General features: G+C 67.5%; 18 protein-coding genes. 13 read left to right on the top strand and 5 right to left on the bottom strand.

The window, feature by feature from the left end; translation table 11 throughout:
• Nucleotides 1-39 precede the first annotated feature (39 nt).
• Entirely contained in the window at nt 40-732 is a 693-nt protein-coding gene (locus ABIA65_RS05240) for a potassium channel family protein (RefSeq protein ID WP_241405419.1), read from the bottom strand.
• 129 nt (nt 733-861) lie between these two features.
• Here ABIA65_RS05240 and ABIA65_RS05235 point away from each other — a divergent pair, with 129 nt between their 5' ends.
• Together ABIA65_RS05235 and ABIA65_RS05230 are read left to right on the top strand one after the other, a co-directional pair.
• The gene (locus ABIA65_RS05235) at nt 862-2358 is read left to right on the top strand and encodes a potassium/proton antiporter (RefSeq protein ID WP_354522854.1); all 1497 of its coding nucleotides are present in this window, start codon (nt 862-864) and stop codon (nt 2356-2358) included.
• A gap of 55 nt (nt 2359-2413) precedes the next feature.
• A complete protein-coding gene (locus ABIA65_RS05230) occupies nt 2414-3598 on the top strand; it encodes a metallophosphoesterase (protein WP_354522853.1) in 1185 nt (394 codons plus the stop codon).
• Between the two features lie 11 nt (nt 3599-3609).
• On the opposite strand, the gene ABIA65_RS05225 is transcribed toward ABIA65_RS05230, so the two are convergent.
• On the bottom strand, nt 3610-4023 hold the full coding sequence (locus tag ABIA65_RS05225) for a hypothetical protein (protein WP_241405420.1): 414 nt from the start codon (nt 4021-4023) through the stop codon (nt 3610-3612).
• 290 nt (nt 4024-4313) lie between these two features.
• On the opposite strand from ABIA65_RS05225, the gene ABIA65_RS05220 reads away from it, so the two are divergent.
• From ABIA65_RS05220 to ABIA65_RS05185, 8 genes are all read left to right on the top strand, one after another.
• Nucleotides 4314-5042 (top strand): cutinase family protein, encoded by a 729-nt coding sequence (locus ABIA65_RS05220; protein WP_371746915.1) that lies wholly within the window; start codon nt 4314-4316, stop codon nt 5040-5042.
• A gap of 94 nt (nt 5043-5136) precedes the next feature.
• On the top strand, nt 5137-5787 hold the full coding sequence (locus ABIA65_RS05215; protein WP_241402444.1) for a DUF3159 domain-containing protein: 651 nt from the start codon (nt 5137-5139) through the stop codon (nt 5785-5787).
• Between the two features lie 71 nt (nt 5788-5858).
• A complete protein-coding gene (locus ABIA65_RS05210; RefSeq protein ID WP_241402445.1) occupies nt 5859-7046 on the top strand; it encodes a zinc-binding dehydrogenase in 1188 nt (395 codons plus the stop codon).
• Nucleotides 7046-7567, top strand: a complete 522-nt coding sequence (locus ABIA65_RS05205) for a hypothetical protein (RefSeq protein ID WP_354522852.1) — start codon at nt 7046-7048, stop codon at nt 7565-7567. Before ABIA65_RS05210 ends, ABIA65_RS05205 begins: the two co-directional genes overlap by 1 nt.
• A 146-nt stretch (nt 7568-7713) precedes the next feature.
• On the top strand, nt 7714-8373 hold the full coding sequence (locus ABIA65_RS05200; protein ID WP_371747070.1) for a thioredoxin-like domain-containing protein: 660 nt from the start codon (nt 7714-7716) through the stop codon (nt 8371-8373).
• A gap of 3 nt (nt 8374-8376) precedes the next feature.
• Complete coding sequence (locus ABIA65_RS05195) at nt 8377-9051, top strand: DUF305 domain-containing protein (RefSeq protein ID WP_241402448.1); 675 nt, start codon at nt 8377-8379, stop codon at nt 9049-9051.
• 83 nt (nt 9052-9134) lie between these two features.
• Nucleotides 9135-10388 (top strand): L,D-transpeptidase, encoded by a 1254-nt coding sequence (locus ABIA65_RS05190; RefSeq protein ID WP_241402449.1) that lies wholly within the window; start codon nt 9135-9137, stop codon nt 10386-10388.
• Nucleotides 10381-10755, top strand: a complete 375-nt coding sequence (locus ABIA65_RS05185) for a BlaI/MecI/CopY family transcriptional regulator (protein WP_502919519.1) — start codon at nt 10381-10383, stop codon at nt 10753-10755. Before ABIA65_RS05190 ends, ABIA65_RS05185 begins: the two co-directional genes overlap by 8 nt.
• 72 nt (nt 10756-10827) lie before the next feature.
• Here ABIA65_RS05185 and ABIA65_RS05180 read toward each other — a convergent pair whose 3' ends face one another.
• The gene (locus ABIA65_RS05180) at nt 10828-11814 is read right to left on the bottom strand and encodes a magnesium transporter CorA family protein (protein WP_354522849.1); all 987 of its coding nucleotides are present in this window, start codon (nt 11812-11814) and stop codon (nt 10828-10830) included.
• A 116-nt stretch (nt 11815-11930) separates the two neighbouring features.
• On the opposite strand from ABIA65_RS05180, the gene ABIA65_RS05175 reads away from it, so the two are divergent.
• Entirely contained in the window at nt 11931-12302 is a 372-nt protein-coding gene (locus ABIA65_RS05175) for a hypothetical protein (RefSeq protein WP_241402452.1), read from the top strand.
• A 23-nt stretch (nt 12303-12325) separates the two neighbouring features.
• On the opposite strand, the gene ABIA65_RS05170 is transcribed toward ABIA65_RS05175, so the two are convergent.
• A complete protein-coding gene (locus ABIA65_RS05170; protein WP_354522848.1) occupies nt 12326-13165 on the bottom strand; it encodes a SigB/SigF/SigG family RNA polymerase sigma factor in 840 nt (279 codons plus the stop codon).
• A gap of 406 nt (nt 13166-13571) precedes the next feature.
• Between ABIA65_RS05170 and ABIA65_RS05165 the strand changes: the two genes are divergently transcribed.
• Together ABIA65_RS05165 and ABIA65_RS05160 are read left to right on the top strand one after the other, a co-directional pair.
• On the top strand, nt 13572-14264 hold the full coding sequence (locus ABIA65_RS05165; RefSeq protein ID WP_241402454.1) for a HemK2/MTQ2 family protein methyltransferase: 693 nt from the start codon (nt 13572-13574) through the stop codon (nt 14262-14264).
• On the top strand, nt 14261-14491 hold the full coding sequence (locus ABIA65_RS05160) for a CDGSH iron-sulfur domain-containing protein (protein WP_241402455.1): 231 nt from the start codon (nt 14261-14263) through the stop codon (nt 14489-14491). The genes ABIA65_RS05165 and ABIA65_RS05160 overlap by 4 nt, the downstream gene beginning before the upstream one ends.
• Here the strand turns inward: ABIA65_RS05160 and ABIA65_RS05155 are convergent.
• A complete protein-coding gene (locus ABIA65_RS05155; protein ID WP_371746916.1) occupies nt 14471-15427 on the bottom strand; it encodes an iron-containing redox enzyme family protein in 957 nt (318 codons plus the stop codon). The two genes, ABIA65_RS05160 and ABIA65_RS05155, sit on opposite strands and share 21 nt — an antisense overlap.
• Nucleotides 15428-15661: the final 234 nt, after the last annotated feature.

Here is a 15661-nt window from a genome sequence, read left to right as displayed (position 1 = left end):
GCCCTTCTGTGCGGTCGGGGCCCGTCAGAGAGTCGTCCGTCACGGGTCGTGCTTGACAGATACGCGCGGGGGCTCCGCGCTGTGGATGGCCGCCCGAATCGACTGCTCCAGGGAGCTGTCGGCGACGAACAACAACTCGTCACCGGCCTCCAGGACCTGATCCGGTTGCGACACCATGACCCGGCCGTCCCGGATCAGGGTCACCAGCGCGGTGTCGCCCGGAAGCGCCAGCTCGTCCACGCGCTGCCCGACGAGCGGGTTATCTGCGGGCAGCGTCAGTTTCGTCAGATCGGCGCGTCCCTCCCGCAGCCCCATCAGCCGGACGAGGTGGCCCACATCGATGGCGCCCTCGATACCCGCCACCAGTGCGCCCGGAGTCGACACGGCGACGTCGATGCCCCACTCCTGGCTGAAGAGCCACTCATTGCGGACGTCGTTGATGCGTGCCACAACCCGCGGAACGCCGAACTCGGACTTGGCGAGCAGGCCGACGACGAGGTTGGCCTTGTCGTCACCCGTGGCGGCGATCAACACATCGCATGTCTGCGCGCCCGCCTCCTCGAGCGCGGACAGCTCGCACGCGTCGGCATTGAGCCAGTCCGCGCCCGGCACCGTCTGCGGCTCGAAGCGCCGCCGCTCCCGCTCGATCAACAGCACCTTGTGGCCGTAGTCGAGCAATTCACGCGCGACGGAGCGCCCGACATTGCCGGCACCGGCAATGCCCACCCGCATTCTGCGCTCCGCCATGGGTTCATCTTGTCGCATCGGGAGGCGACGCGCGTGGGCTCCGCGGCGACGGACAACGCCTACTGGCGGGGCCGTCTACTGATTTACTGATGGCTCTGCCTGGACGGGAACGAAATGAGTTTGCACGAGCTGTATCTGGCCTTGCTGATCGGTGGCTTCGTGCTGCTGGCAAGCATCGTCGGCACGCGCGTGGCGACGGGCGTGGGATTTCCCAGCCTGCTCTTCTTCCTGCTGGTCGGTGTCGTGCTCGGCGAGGACGGGTTCGGTCTGGCCTTCGACAACGTCGAACTGGCCAGGAATGTGTGCACCGCCGGGCTCGCCGTGATCCTCGTCGAAGGTGGTCTGACCACCCGGTTCACTGACATCCGCAAGGTTTTGGCACCCGCGGCCGCCTTGGCCACCGTCGGCGTGGTGATCAGCACGCTGATCACCGCGGCCGGTGCGCACGTGCTGCTCCGAATGGACTGGCAGCTCGCCTTGCTGCTCGGCGCGATCGTGTCGTCCACCGACGCCGCGGCGGTCTTCTCGGTGTTGCGTGTTCTCCCGCTGCCCAGGCGCGTCGCCGGTCTGCTCGAGGCCGAGTCGGGGTTCAACGACGCGCCCGCGGTGATCCTCGTGCTGATGTTCAGCGTGGTGCCCTTCGTCTTCGAGCCGGAGAGCGCCATCGCCGGCATCGTGTTCGAACTGCTTGCCGGCTCGGCGATCGGTCTGGCGGTCGGATTCGTCGGGGCGTTCGCGCTGCGAAGTATCGCGTTGCCGGCCTCCGGCCTGTACCCGATCGCGACCTTCGGCCTGGGTCTCGTCGCCTTCGCGGCGGCGGGCACCGTCCATGCCAGCGGGTTCATCGCCGCCTACCTGGCCGCTGTGGTGCTGGCCAACTCCGGGCTGCCGCACAGGTCGGCGACGCGGTCATTCGCCGAGGGGCTCGGCTGGTTGGCGCAGATCGGCCTCTTCGTGCTCCTGGGCCTGCTGGTCAGCCCGAGTGAACTCGGCTCCGCCGTGTTGCCCGCGATCATCGTCGGCCTCGTTCTGCTCCTGGTCGCGCGACCGGTGTCGGTCGTGGGATCGCTTGCCGCGTTTAACATTCCGTGGCGCGAACAGGTCTTCCTGTCGTGGGCGGGCCTACGCGGTGCGGTCCCCGTCGTGTTGGCGACATTCCCGATCGTCGCCGGTGTGCCCGACAGCTCCCGGCTGCTCAACATCGTGTTTCTCCTCGTGGTGGTGTTCACCCTGGTGCAGGGGCCGAGCCTGCGTCCGATCGCACAGGTGCTGGGCCTCATCACCCGTGAGTCCACCCGCGAGATTCAGGTCGAGGCGGCACCGCTGGACGTCCTCGACGCCGAACTCCTGACGATGACGGTGCAACCGACGTCGCGCCTGCACAACGTCACGATCCTCGAACTCCGGCTGCCCGATCCGGCGGTGATCACGCTGATCATCCGCGACGGGCACACGTTCGTCCCGCTGCCCGACACCCGGATCGAGGCGGGTGACGAGCTGCTCATCGTCACCACGAGCAAGATCCGGCCGGCCGCAGAGTCGAGGCTGCGCGCCGTCAGCCGCCGCGGCAAGCTCGCCCACTGGTTCGACGAGTACGGCGACGCCGACTGACACGCCGGTACCGTCGAGGGATCAAACGCCACCGACCAGATCGAGACACTCCGCGATGACAGAAACTCCCGCCGCCGTCGTGGAACCCGAGGCGCCGACCCGGCGACCGCGTAACTGGCTGCGGGTGCTCATCGTGTCGGCGATCCTGCTGCTGCTCTTCTCGGTGCCGTGGTGGACGCTGCTCTCAGCGGGCACCCGGTGGCCGGCGGCGGTGGTCATCGCCGGATCGGGCACATTGGTGGCCGTCTTCGTCGCGCTGCCCGCGCTGTTGGTGTTGGGACACGGTCGCCACCGGGACCGGGCCGCCGCGATCGGTGACGCGCTGCTGGGCGCGGTCTGGGTCCTGTTCGTCTGGTCGGTTCTGGCCCAGGTGTTGCGGTTGGCGTTGTTCATCTTCGGCGTCGACGATCCGGTGCGCTCCCGCGTGGTGGCCGGCGCGGTGGTGGTGGTCGTGCTCGCCCTGCTCGCATGGGGATACGTCGAGGCGATGCGCGTGCCGCGCGTCAAACACGTCGACGTGGCGATCGCCGGTCTCGGCCAGGGGCTCGACGGGGTGCGCGTCGCGATGATCACCGACACCCACTACGGGCCGATCGATCGCACCCGATGGTCGTCGGCGGTGATGGATCGCGTCAACGCGCTCGATGCCGACATCGCGTGCCACGTCGGCGATATCGCCGACGGAACCCCGGCCGTGCGGGAACGACAGGCCGCGCCCCTGGCCACGGTGCGGGCCAGGCTCGCCCGCGTGTACGTCACTGGTAACCACGAGTACTTCCACGAGGCGCAGGGCTGGCTCGACTACATGGCCGACATCGGCTGGGACGTCCTGCACAACCGTCATATTGTCGTTGAACGCGACGGAGCGAAGCTCGTCGTCGCGGGTGTCGACGACGCGACGGCGCTGGCGTCGGGCGTCGACGGGCACGGGGCGAACCTCGAGAGGGCACTCGCGGGCGCCGACGCCGCACTGCCGGTGCTACTGCTCGCGCACCAGCCCAAGCAGGTGCCGCAGGCCGTCGAGGCCGGCGTCGATCTCCAGCTGTCCGGGCACACCCACGGCGGGCAGATCTGGCCGTTCAACTTCCTGGTCAGACTCGACCAACCCGTGGTGGCTGGATTGAGCAGGCACGGTGCTCGAACGCAGCTCTACACCAGCCGGGGTACGGGATTCTGGGGCCCGCCGTTCCGGGTCTTCGCGCCCAGTGAGATCACGCTGCTGACGCTGCGTCGCGGCTGATCCCAGACGCGCTAGGGCGCGGGGACGGTGATGCAACCGACTCCGGGAACACAACCCTCGCCGCCACCGGGACCGCCCGATCCGCTGGGTCCACCCGGGATGCCGCCGCCGCCACCACCGGGTCCTCCGCCGCCGGTCGGGCCACCCGGGATGGAGCCGCCGCCGCCCTCGGGACCGCCGCCACCGGTCGGGCCACCGGGGACGGAGCCGCCGCCGCCCTCGGGACCGCCCGTGCCAGTTGGGCCGCCAGTGGCAGGCGCCGGTGGGCTGATGTCCGTTGTGCTCGGAGCGGTGGACACGCTGATCGACGTCGTCGTCGTGGTGGTGGTGTCCGAGGGCGCTTCCTCACTGGAGCCACACGCCGCGAGCAGGGGAGTGGCCGCCAGTGCCGCACTGAATCCAACGACCGCCGTCCATCGGCGCATCGCTGGCCAGCCGGATTCGTCGCGTGACCGGGACTTCACCTGTTGCATCGTCATGATCGTGACAGCTCCTTGTGTGTGTGGCGTGTTGATGTGACGTGGCTTCCCGCATCTGACCCACTCGAATCCTGGCGGTGGAAGCAAATTCGAACTGGCACGTTCTTCCTGCTAGCCGGTAGAAGAACGTGGCGGTAGCCACATTGGCCGTAATCCGGCGATGGAGTGGAATTCAAACGGCTGTTGTGGGGTTCGACGGATAGCAGCCACAAGAAAGCCCCGACCGAGGAGAAGCCATGCGCGCCGACCTGACTGAGAACACCCGTGGCATCCCCGCCGTGGCCAGGCGGGTGATGGCGGCCCTGGGTGGCGGCTTGCTCGCAGTCGCGGGCGCGCTGACCCTTGCGCCCACCGCATCGGCAGCCGACAGCTGTTCGGACGTCGAGGTCGTGTTCGCCCGCGGCACGGCCGAACCCGCGGGAGTCGGTGTTGTCGGTCAGGCGTTCGTCGACGCCCTTGAGAGCGATCTCAACGGAAAGACCGTTGGCGTGTACGCGGTGAACTACCCCGCCTCCTACGACTTCCTGAAGGCCTCCGACGGCGCCAATGACGCCAGCGCCTACGTGCAGCGCATCGCGGCGTCGTGCCCGGACACCAGCATCGTGCTCGGTGGTTACTCGCAGGGAGCGGCCGTCGTCGACTTCATCACCGCGCCAGCGGGATCGCTCTTCGGATTCGCAAATCCCATGCCCGCCAACGTCGCTGACCACGTCGCAGCGGTCGCAGTCTTCGGCAACCCGTCGAACCGGATCGGCCAACCGCTCACAGCGCTGAGCCCGGTGTACGGGCCCAGGACGATCGACCTGTGCAACGGTGCCGATCCTGTCTGCTCCACCGGCGACGATCGCCCCGCCCACAGCCAGTACGTGCAGACGGGACTCGCGAGCCAGGCGGCGGACTTCGTCGCGGCGCGGATCAACGACCGTGGCGCCGCACCCGTGACGCAGCTGGCGGCGACCGAGTAATCGGCGCGGGGCTCGTATCCGTCCGCATCGGTACGCTCGATTGGGACCGCCCCCCGACCGCACGCCGGTCCAACCCCGAGGGAACGCGACGCCCGTGACACACACTCACACGCCGTACGAGGCGCTGTTGGCGCGCGCCGGCGGGATTCGGGGAATGGTCTACACCGCGGTGCCGGTCACCGTCTTCGCGGCGACCAATACCGCGTCGGGCCTGGTGCCCGCCATCGTGGCCGCCCTCGGTACCGCGGCGATCATCGCGATCTGGCAGCTGGTACGGCGCGAGTCAACCCGCCCCGCGCTGCTGGGATTCGCCGGCGTCGCGGTGTCCGGCGGGTTAGCCTTCGTCACCGGGCAGGCCAAGGACTTCTATCTGCCCGGCATCTGGGCCTATCTCGTCATGGCGATCGTGTTCACGATCTCGCTGCTCGTCGGGCGGCCCCTCGTCGGTGTCGGATGGGCGTGGCTCACCGGGCGCGACCAGACGTGGCGGAGTGTGGCACGGGTCCGCCGTGTCTTCGCACTGGTCACCGCCGTGATGGCCGCGGTGTCGTGGTCACGGTTCATGGTCCAGTACTACCTGTACGACACCAATCAGTCGGGGCTTCTGGCGGTCGCGCGCATCGCGATGGGCTGGCCCGTGTTCGTGGTGACGTCGACGCTCATCTTTCTGGCGATCCGCATCGCCATTCGTGCGCTGCCCCGCACCCCGTTGGGTGACGGCGAGCCGCAATCCTCGGCGGCGTAAGCCTCCAGAGGCCCGCCGCGGTAGAGGCATACTGGCCGAATGACCGAGATCACAACGCAAGCCCGTCCTCGATGAGGGCGGTCAGCTGTGTGCACGGCACGCTGTCGGTCATCGACCTGCCGTCACCGCAGCCCGACAAGGGGCAGTTGCTGCTCGGCGTGCGACGCTGCGGCATCTGCGGTTCGGACCTGCACGCCAAGGACCACTCGGACGAGCTGACTGACGTCATGACCGCGGTCGGCTACGAGGACTTCATGCGTGGGGACACCCCGGTGGTGATGGGCCACGAGTTCTGCGGTGAGGTGCTGGAACGCGGACGAGGCGCCGCCAAGGAGTTCAAGACCGGCACCACGGTGGTCGCCTTCCCGCTGGTGCGCTCGCACGGTGGCGTTCACCTCACGGGCCTCTCGCCGCTGGCGCCAGGCGGCTATGCCGAGCAGGTGCTGGCCGAGGCCTCGATGAGCTTCGTCGTGCCGAACGGACTAGACGTGGACACCGCCGCGCTCACCGAGCCGATGGCGGTCGCGCTGCACGCGGTGCGGCGCAGCGAGATCGGCAAGCGTGACGTGGCAGTGGTGGTGGGCTGCGGCCCCGTCGGGCTGGCCGTCATATGCCATCTCAAGGCGCAGGGCGTGTCGACGATCATCGCCAGCGACTTCTCGGCGGGCCGACGGGCGCTGGCACAGCGGTGCGGTGCCGACGTCGTCGTCGACCCGGCGGACGAGTCGCCCTATACCGCCCTGCAATCGCAGCGGGGCATGATGACCTCCGCCCCCGCGCTCTACGAACTCGGGATGAGTTCGATGGAGAAGATGCGCAAGCTGCCCGGCTGGGTGCACCTGTACCGCGCCGCCGACAAGCTGGGCGCCGCCGGGCCCAAGCGCCCCGTGATCTTCGAGTGCGTGGGTGTCCCGGGCATGATCGACGGCGTGGCCGCGGCGGCGCCGCTGAACGCCAGGGTCGTGGTGGTCGGCGTCTGTATGGGCGAGGACCGCCTGCGCCCGTCGCTGGCGATCAGCAAGGAGATCGACATGCGGTTCGTGTTCGGCTACACACCGCTGGAATTCCGCGACACCCTGCACCTGCTGGCCGACGGCAAGGTCGACGCCTCGGCGTTGGTCACCGGCACCGTGGGACTCGACGGTGTCGAGGTGGCCTTCGATGCGCTGGGTCATCCGGACACGCACGCGAAGATCCTCATCGACCCGAGCAGCGCGGGGGACGACGTCAGGGTCGTCGGCGCGCCGGAACGCCGGTGATGAGGGCGATCTGGGGCGTGCCGGTCCTCGCGGTGACCGCAGTCCTGCTGGCAGGCTGCGGCGGGTCCGACAGGGACAGCGACGCAACGGATTCGACGGCAATCGTGGCTTCGGCCGAGGCCTCGGTAGCGCGGCCCGACCGGGACCCGGGAGTGGACAAGTACCCGCTGGGCGAGGGCAACTACGTCCTCGAGAGCGACCCGGGGTGGATTCACTTTCGAACCGCCTCCGGCATCTCCTGCGGGATCGGTCCGGTGGGCCGCATCGTGGGGTGCGATGCCGTTCCGTCCGATGCCCCGGCGGGCACCAACCAGACCGCGATCGAGGGCAACCGCCCCGCCGTCTACCGCAAGTCGGACACGCCGACGTTCACCCGGGCCGTCGACGTCCTGCCCGAGGGGCACCGGCTGACCAACGGCGCCACCCGATGCGCCGTCAGCGCCGGTGAGACGGTGACATGCGAAACCGTCGGCGGAGCACACGGTTTCGTGGTCTCGCCCAGCCGCGGGGTGCTCTGGTAAGCGATGGATAGAGTGACATCAATGCACGACGGCGCGGTCGGTAGGGACCCGCGCGTTGATCCGACGGCGGAGTGACTGAACACATGGCAGATGACAAGCGTGAACCGGAAGAGTCCACCGAGCGCCGCGGACCCGACGTGAGCCGGATGTTCGCCGGCATGCCCTGGGGCACCATCATCGCCACGGTCGCGGTGATCGCCGTCGTCGTCATCGGCGCGGTCTTCGGGCCGCGGCTCTTCGGCGGTGACGACGCCGCCGCACCACCGGATGCGAGCAGCAGCGACCCGTCGCTGAAGATCCCCGGCGTGGTGCGCGCCGAGTACCCCGCCGGTGACCACGTCACCGGTGATCAGCGCGTCGCCTATGACCAGTCGCCACCGTTCGGCGGCGCACACGACGCCGTGTGGGCGGTGTGCACCGGGGTCGTCTACCCCACCGCGATTCGCAATGAGAACGCCGTGCACTCCCTCGAACACGGCGCGGTCTGGATCACCTACGACCCGGAGCGGCTGACGGCCGACCAGATCGACGGACTGGCGATGATCGTCGAGGGCCAGCCGTACACGATGATGTCGCCCTACCCCGGTCTGGACACCCCGCTGTCGGTGCAGTCATGGGGTCACCAGCTCAAGCTTGAGGACCCCCAGGACCCGCGGCTCGTCGAGTTCATCGAGGCACTGCGTCTCAACGAGAGCGCCTACCCCGAACCGGGCGCCAGCTGCGCCTCGCCCTACTTCGACGTCGACAATCCGCCGGCGTTCGACCCGACACCGCCGGGACCCGACGCGGTTCCGGTCAGGAAGTAACCGGTGCACGTCAGCGGCCGGGCCCGGCGCGCGGCGCTCGTCGTGCTGGGGGCCGTCGTCCTGCTGGCGGCGGGGTTGGGAGTCGGCCTTCTCGCGGGGGACCGTGCCGAGCGTGCGGGCCCAGGGGCCGTCGATATCGGCTTCGCCCAGGACATGTCGGTCCACCACACCCAGGCGGTCGACATGGCCACCACTGAACTACTCGGCGGGGCCGATCCCGCGGTGAAGAACCTGGCGTTCGACATCCTGACATCGCAGCAGAGCCAGATAGGGCGCATGCAGGGCTGGCTGACGTCGTGGGGGGAACCGCTGCTGCCGACCGACGGATACATGGCATGGATGGGGCATGGGGATGACATGCAGCATTCGCACGGCGACGACATGCACGGCACGCACGGCTCGGCTGGCGCTGTCGCCGCGATGCCGGGCATGGCCAGCGCCGACGATCTGGCCAGGCTGCGGCGCGCCGACCCGGCCGAGCGGGACGTGCTGTTCCTGCAGTTGATGCTGCGCCACCATCAGGGCGGCACGGACATGCTCGCCGCGGCGGCCGACGGGGCGGAGGTCGGCTACGTGCGTGACCTCGCTCGACAGATGTTGGCCACACAGACATCCGAGAGCGCGCTGATGACCGATATGCTGCACCAACGCGGGGCTGCCGTCCTGCCGCTGCGATAGGCCGCGTTGGGAGCGGACCACCGCCGAATTTCATCTACGATGTTGATACGTAGATCGCTCACGCTCAGAACCCGGAGGCGTCCTTGACCGTCCAACGTCGGCACCGGCTCCTCGTGTCGACCGCCGTCGCCGGCGTCATCGCACTCGTTGCGGTATCCCAAAGTGGTTCATCCGCAACGTCTGTCGCTGATCCAGTCACGACATCCAAGTTCGGCACCCAGGTGGAACTCGTGCCGCCGACCATCGCCATCACCCCGGCCTCCGGTGCACAGGACGTCGGAACGGTCGACGCGGTGCGCGTCACCGCCACGTCGGGAACGCTCACCGACGTGCGGATGACCAACGAACAGGGGCGTGTGGTCGCAGGCCAGATGACGCCGGACAGGCGCGCATGGCAGCCCACCGAACCCCTCGGCTACGGACGCGACTACGTGCTGAGCGCGACGGGTCGCGGCACCGACGCCACGGTCCAGACCCAGACCTCAAGCTTCTCGACGGTGGTTCCCGACACCCAGACCGGGGTGTCGCTGCGGACGACCGCGGTCGCCCCGTTGGCCGAGGGCGGCACCTACGGCGTCGGGACCGTCATCGTCGCGCAGTTCGACGCACCCGTCGTCGACCGCGCTGCGGCACAACAGCGAATGAAGGTCACCACCCAACCCGCGGTGGAGGGCGCGTGGTCGTGGGTCAACGATCGCAAGGCGCACTGGCGTCCCCGCGAGTACTACCCCGCAGGCACCCGGGTGACCGTCGAGGCGAACGTCTACGGCGCGAATCTGGGCGGCGGCCTCTACGGTGACGAGGACCGGCGGGTCAGCTTCCAGATCGGCCGGTCGCACGTGTCGATCGCGGACGATGTGACCAAGCAGGTCAGCGTTTTCGTCGACGGGCAACTCGTGCGGACCATGCCGACGTCGATGGGGCGCGGCGGAACGACCACGGCGGGAAGCGGGCCGATTCACTTCTGGACTCAGCGCGGGGTCTACACCGTGATGGAGAAGGCGAACCCGGTGTTGATGGACTCCTCGACCTACGGCCTGCCGGTGGACTCCGCAGCGGGGTACAAGATCAGCGTCCCGTATGCCACGCGAATCAGCCCTGACGGCATCTACCTGCACCAACTCGAGGACACGGTCTGGGCGCAGGGCAATAGCAACGTCTCGGCGGGCTGCCTGAACCTGAGCGCTGAGAACGCGAAGTGGTTCTTCGATCTGGCCCAGCCCGGCGACGTCGTCGAGGTGCGCAACACCGGTGGCCCGCCACTGGAGCAGTGGCAGAACGGCGACTGGAGCGTCCCCTGGGATGTCTGGCTCAAGGGCAGCGCGAACCGTGCCTGAGAACCGGGGTTTCGGTGACCTGGAAGCCGTCGTGATGGAACGGGTGTGGTCGGCCGACGACCCTGTGACGGTGCGAGATGTCTTCGCCGATCTCGTCACCCAGCGCGAGATCGCCTACACCACAGTCATGTCCACGATGGACAACCTGCACCGCAAGGGCTGGCTGGACCGCACGCGCGAGGGCAAGGCGTACAGCTACTGGCCAGCCATGACGCGCGAACAGCGTTCGGCGAACCTCATGCGCGATGCGTTCCAGTCCGGTGGTGATGCTCACCTGGTCCTGAACTTCTTCCTCGAGCAGATGAGCGGCGAGGAGTCAGCGCAGCTCCGCGCCGTGCTGCGCAAGGCAGCGCGTCGGAGACCTTAGCCCGCCGAACGTGAAGAAGTGTTCGAGCTTCGCGGGAGATCTCGCAATTCTGTTCACGTTCGTGGGGTGGCGTCAGAGCCAGTCGCGGCGGCGGAACATCACGTACAACACCACCACCGCCAGCACGATGACCGCCGAGCTGGCGAGGAAACCCGCGACGGTGTTGATTCCCGGGTAGTCGACGTTCTGGCCGTAGAAACCCGTGACCGCGGTCGGCACCGCGATGATCGCCGCCCAGCCGGTGAGCTTCTTCATCACGGTGTTCAGCCTGGCGTCCTGAAGTGACAGGTTCGTCTCGAACACGGTGGTGATCATGTCGCGCAGCGACTCCGTCCACTCCGATGCGCGCAGCACGTGGTCGTAGAGGTCGGCGTAGAGCGGATCGAGCTCGGGGGAGGTCTTGGCGTCCATCCGGCGGTGCTGGATGGCGCTGACCACCTCGCGCATCGGCAACACCACCCGGCGCAGGTCCACCAGGTCCTTGCGAAGCCGAAAGGTGCGACGCTGCAGTCCACGCTTGGGTCCGCCGTCGGCGAACAACTCGTCCTCGAGGGACTCGATACCGTCGTCTAGCTTCTGCACGGCCTGGAAGTGGCCGTCCACCACGACATCGAGCAGCCCGTGCACCAACGCGCCGACACCGTGCTGCTGACCGCCGAGTTCGTCGAAGCGTTCCGACACCTCGTCCATGTCGAACTCCGGCGGGAGACGCACCGTGATGAGCCCACGGGGTAACACGAATCCCGAGATGCGGTGCTTGATCAACGTCGAGGTGGTGTCGTCCTGCGCCTGCACGGTCTGAATCGCGTACACGGTGAAGAAGGTGTGGGTGCGATACACCGTGGCCTTGGTGCGCTCCTTGGGCGCCGTCGCGTCCTCGACGGCCCAGATGTTCAACCCGAGTTCCTCGGCGAGTGCGGCGAGAGCGGCGTGGTCGGGGGCGTAAACGTCGGCCCACACCAGTGTTTCCTCGTCGGCCAGATACGTCGAGATCTCCTCGAAGGAGAATCCGTCCTGCGGTTCACCGGATTTCCACACTCGCCCGCGTACCTCGGTCATGGAGCCATCATGTACCGAAAAACCGTCCTCCGCCGCCGATCTCGATTGCGCACCAAAACCGCATCGACATGTGCCGATGGGGTCCATCAGGGCCCTGACCACCGCAGGATGGCTCCATGAACGTCGTGGTCGAACGGGGCGTGGCCCGTTGTCCCCGCTGTGTGGGCATCGCGGAGTACTCCTTCACCGAGTGCGGAACCGAATCCGTCCGGTACGAGATCCGGTGCGCCCGGTGCAGTGAGGTCTACATCGAGGTGACCTGCACCGGCCCAACGGTATTCAGCACCGACGTCGAGCCGTACGTGTACACGCCGCCGACGAACGACGGTGAGGCGTTGCGTCGAGCGATCGACGAGCTTCGCCAGCTCTGGAGCACAGTGGTGGCCACCGCGATGCGCGGCCTTCATCGGAGTGTGGAGCAGGTTCGCGCGTCGCGATTGGTGCGGCACTCAACTGAGGACGTCGACGCACCGGTGCCCTTCCGGTAGGGAGGACACCGGCGACGGGCGGGCTATGACAGCTGAACGCGCAGTTCGCGCAGCGTGCGCTCGAGGATGCGGGACACGTGCATCTGTGACACGCCGATGCGTTCGGCGATCTGGCTCTGTGTCATCGAGGCGAAGAACCGTAGATACAGGATCTCACGCTCACGCTCGGGCAGGGCGGCCAGCAGCGGTCGCACCGATTCCCGGTCGGTGACGTCGCCGAAGGCGGCATCGATCGTTCCGATGGTGTCTGCGATGTGTCGGGCGCTGCCGTCTCCACTGACGACGGGCGCATCGATCGACTGTGTGCGGTACGCCGCGGAGGCAACGAGGCTCTCCACGACGTCGTCGCGGTCGACGTCGAGATACTCAGCCAGCTCGCTCGGTGTGGGTGCCCGGCCCAGGTCCTGAATCAGGCTGGTGGTGGCGCGGGACACTGCGATATGCCGGTCCTTGAGCCGACGTGGCACGTGCATCGACCAGCCGTGGTCGCGGAAGTGTCTGCGGACCTCGCCCATCATCGTCGGAATCGCGAACGCGACGAAGCTTGAACCCTTGTCGGGATCGAACCGGTTGACGGCATTCACCAGCCCGACGCGCGCCACCTGGACCAGATCCTCGAGATCCTCACCACGGCGGTCGAAGTGCCGGGCGACTCGGTCGGCCAGGCCCAGGCAACGCGCGACGATGGCCTCGCGGGCGCGAGCGTGCGCCAGAGTGCCGACAGACGTTTCGCGCAGTACGACGAAAAGGTCGGCGACGTCGGCGAACTCGTCGATGCCCTCCGTGCGTACGTCCTGCGCTCGGGTTGCTTGCGGCGGCGACGAAGTCTCTGTCGCGGGCCGTACTTCGAGTTGCGTGGTCATGGGCGCACCCGATCGTGTCCGGATGTGCTGTCGAAACTAACTACGGTAAAAGAAGAATTCATGGTGTGGGCCCGCCTATCAGGCGTCCAGCGATGCTGCCGCGACTTGGTCGCGCCGCATCCATTCCGTCTGAAGACGGAACCGGCGATCTGCCGTAGTCGCACTGCGAGGGATGGGCGCCACCTCCCGCAGGAGTCTCAACGAGCTAGGCGTTACCCAATCGACGGAGCGACGTCGCCGCTTCTAACTAAACGGCGGGGTGTCCATGTAGACCCCCTCAGGTTACTCGCCTGAGCGCGCGATGCAGAACTTCGCACCAAACTCTTAGAGGTTTAGCACGCTGAGCAGCGGGCATGAAGATCAAAGCGCTGCAGCCCGACGGCGACCCTCCGCGAAAGGCCGAAGTGTGACCACTGCATACTCCGAACCGAGTGACCTCGTCATCGCTGCTCCGGGCGTGTACGCGCCGCAGGAGGACTCTCGGTTCCTCGTCGACGTCATGGACCAGTACCGGCCACCGATGGCACTCAGGGTCGCTGACCTGTGCACTGGCAGCGGTTTTGTGGCCGTGGCGGCTGCGATTCGGGGCGCCGCGACTGTGACCGCGTTCGACATCTGTCCTCGCGCAGTCCGGTGCGCCCGAGCCAATGTGTCGGCTGCTGGCGTGGACGTCGACGTACATCTCGGCCACTGGGCCCGGGCCGCCGAGTTCGGGCCGTTCGACCTGATCTTGAGCAATCCGCCTTATCTGCCCGCGCCCGACGGGGACACCGCGGTACATCCCGCCGACGCGGCCCCACCGGTGGCCGTCGATGCCGGTCTCGATGGCCGGCTCGTTCTCGACCCGCTGTGTGCCCACGCTCCTGCGCTGCTGGCCGACGGCGGCGCGCTGCTGATTGTGCAGTCCGAGTTCGCGGGAGTCGGTCAGACGGTCTCCGCATTGCTGGCGTCCGGGATGCGCGTGGACTGCATTACCTACCAACGTATTCCGTTTGGTCCGGTGATGATGAGCCGGGCGGCGTGGTTGGAGTCGACGGGCAAGCTGGAACCGGGGCGGCGGACCGAGAGGCTGGCGGTTATCGCGGCGGTGAAACCGTGACCGACGACGTCCGCGTCGTCCGCGTCCCGACCTACGGACCGATCCTGGTGCAGGGGCCGGTACGAATCGAGACATCGGACGGCGCGGTTGTCGAGTCCGACCGCTTCATGGTCGCGATCTGTACCTGCAAGCGCAGCAAGATCTTTCCACTCTGTGACACCAGCCACCGGCGACGCCAGTCGCCAGAGGAAGCAGAACAGACTGTGTCAGGACAGGGGTCGACGTAGCGATGTCCGCCCCGCCGACCAGCAGTCCATCAGGTGGTCGGCCAGGCGGTCCTCCACGAACTCGAATGCCCTCATGCCGAACACCACGTCGGTCTCGAGTGACGGCTCGCGTCGCACCAGATCGCCGACGACGTCGGTGCGCACCACCTGTTCGTGCACGGCATCGGCCTCCACGTGCTCGAGATAGAACCTGACGGCCGCATCTGGTGCATCCAGCCGCTGCAGCGCCTGCGCCATCCGCCGTGATCCGGGCGACGACGTGATCTCCGTCGCGGCAAAGTGGCCGATCGTGGCGCCGCGCAATGCCCGGTGCAACCCGAACATCGACATCAGGTTCACCGGGATCAACGACTCCGCGACCGCATGATTCAGGTAGCCGAGGTAGCCGAAGTCCAGGTCCATGGCGGCGAGAAGATCGGTGAACAGCTGCTGGTGCAGTTGCGCCGCACGACCACCTCCGAACTCGTCGAACTCCACTGCGACGAATGAGGCCTTGGCCTGGCCGGTCAGCCGCGGAATCGCCCAGGCGTGCGGATCGCCCTCCTTGAGGTGGTACAGCGACCTGTGAACGAAATACTCCTGCAACTGTTCCCACGTGCCGTTGGTGCGCAGATGGTGGGTCGGTCCCGTCCCGGTGGTGGGTTCGATCGACAGGCGTGCCATCTCGGCCTCTGCGGTCTCATCGGCGCCGACGACGACGTCCTGACGCAATGCGGTCAGGAACACTTGCTCCAGGCGACCGCGCAGGTGCAGCAGTCCGGCGTTCCACTCCCATTCTGGGTCCACACCCGAGAAGCCGCGGTAGTGAAGTTCGTAGCAAACCGACAGGGCCAGGTGTAGATCCAGCCCGTAGGGGTCGACGTCGCTCAGTGACGACGTGATCCGGTTCAGGTGGCCCACGGGAACCCGCTCGGTCAGGAGGTCGAGGACCGTCATCGACAGAGGCCCTCGATGAGCGGGAAGCGAGGGCTCGAGAACGGAGCGCGCGAGTGTCACTGTGGACTATTACCCACGGGAGGCGTTATGAAACGCGTCGCTGCGTTCGGGCCCCCTTAAAACTCGCGGTGATCGCAGCGCTTCCCAGCGCCCCGGCGGATGCGTATCAATTGCTGAATGCCGGCGACACCGACTTCCGACTGCTGCTGTCGCTGAACGCGTCCCGTCCAGCCT

The organism is Mycolicibacterium sp. 624, assembly GCF_040548615.1.
In the GTDB taxonomy this organism is placed as follows: domain Bacteria; phylum Actinomycetota; class Actinomycetes; order Mycobacteriales; family Mycobacteriaceae; genus Mycobacterium.
Note: the sequence above shows the minus strand (reverse complement) of the source record. Positions and strands in the feature narration are given on the sequence as shown.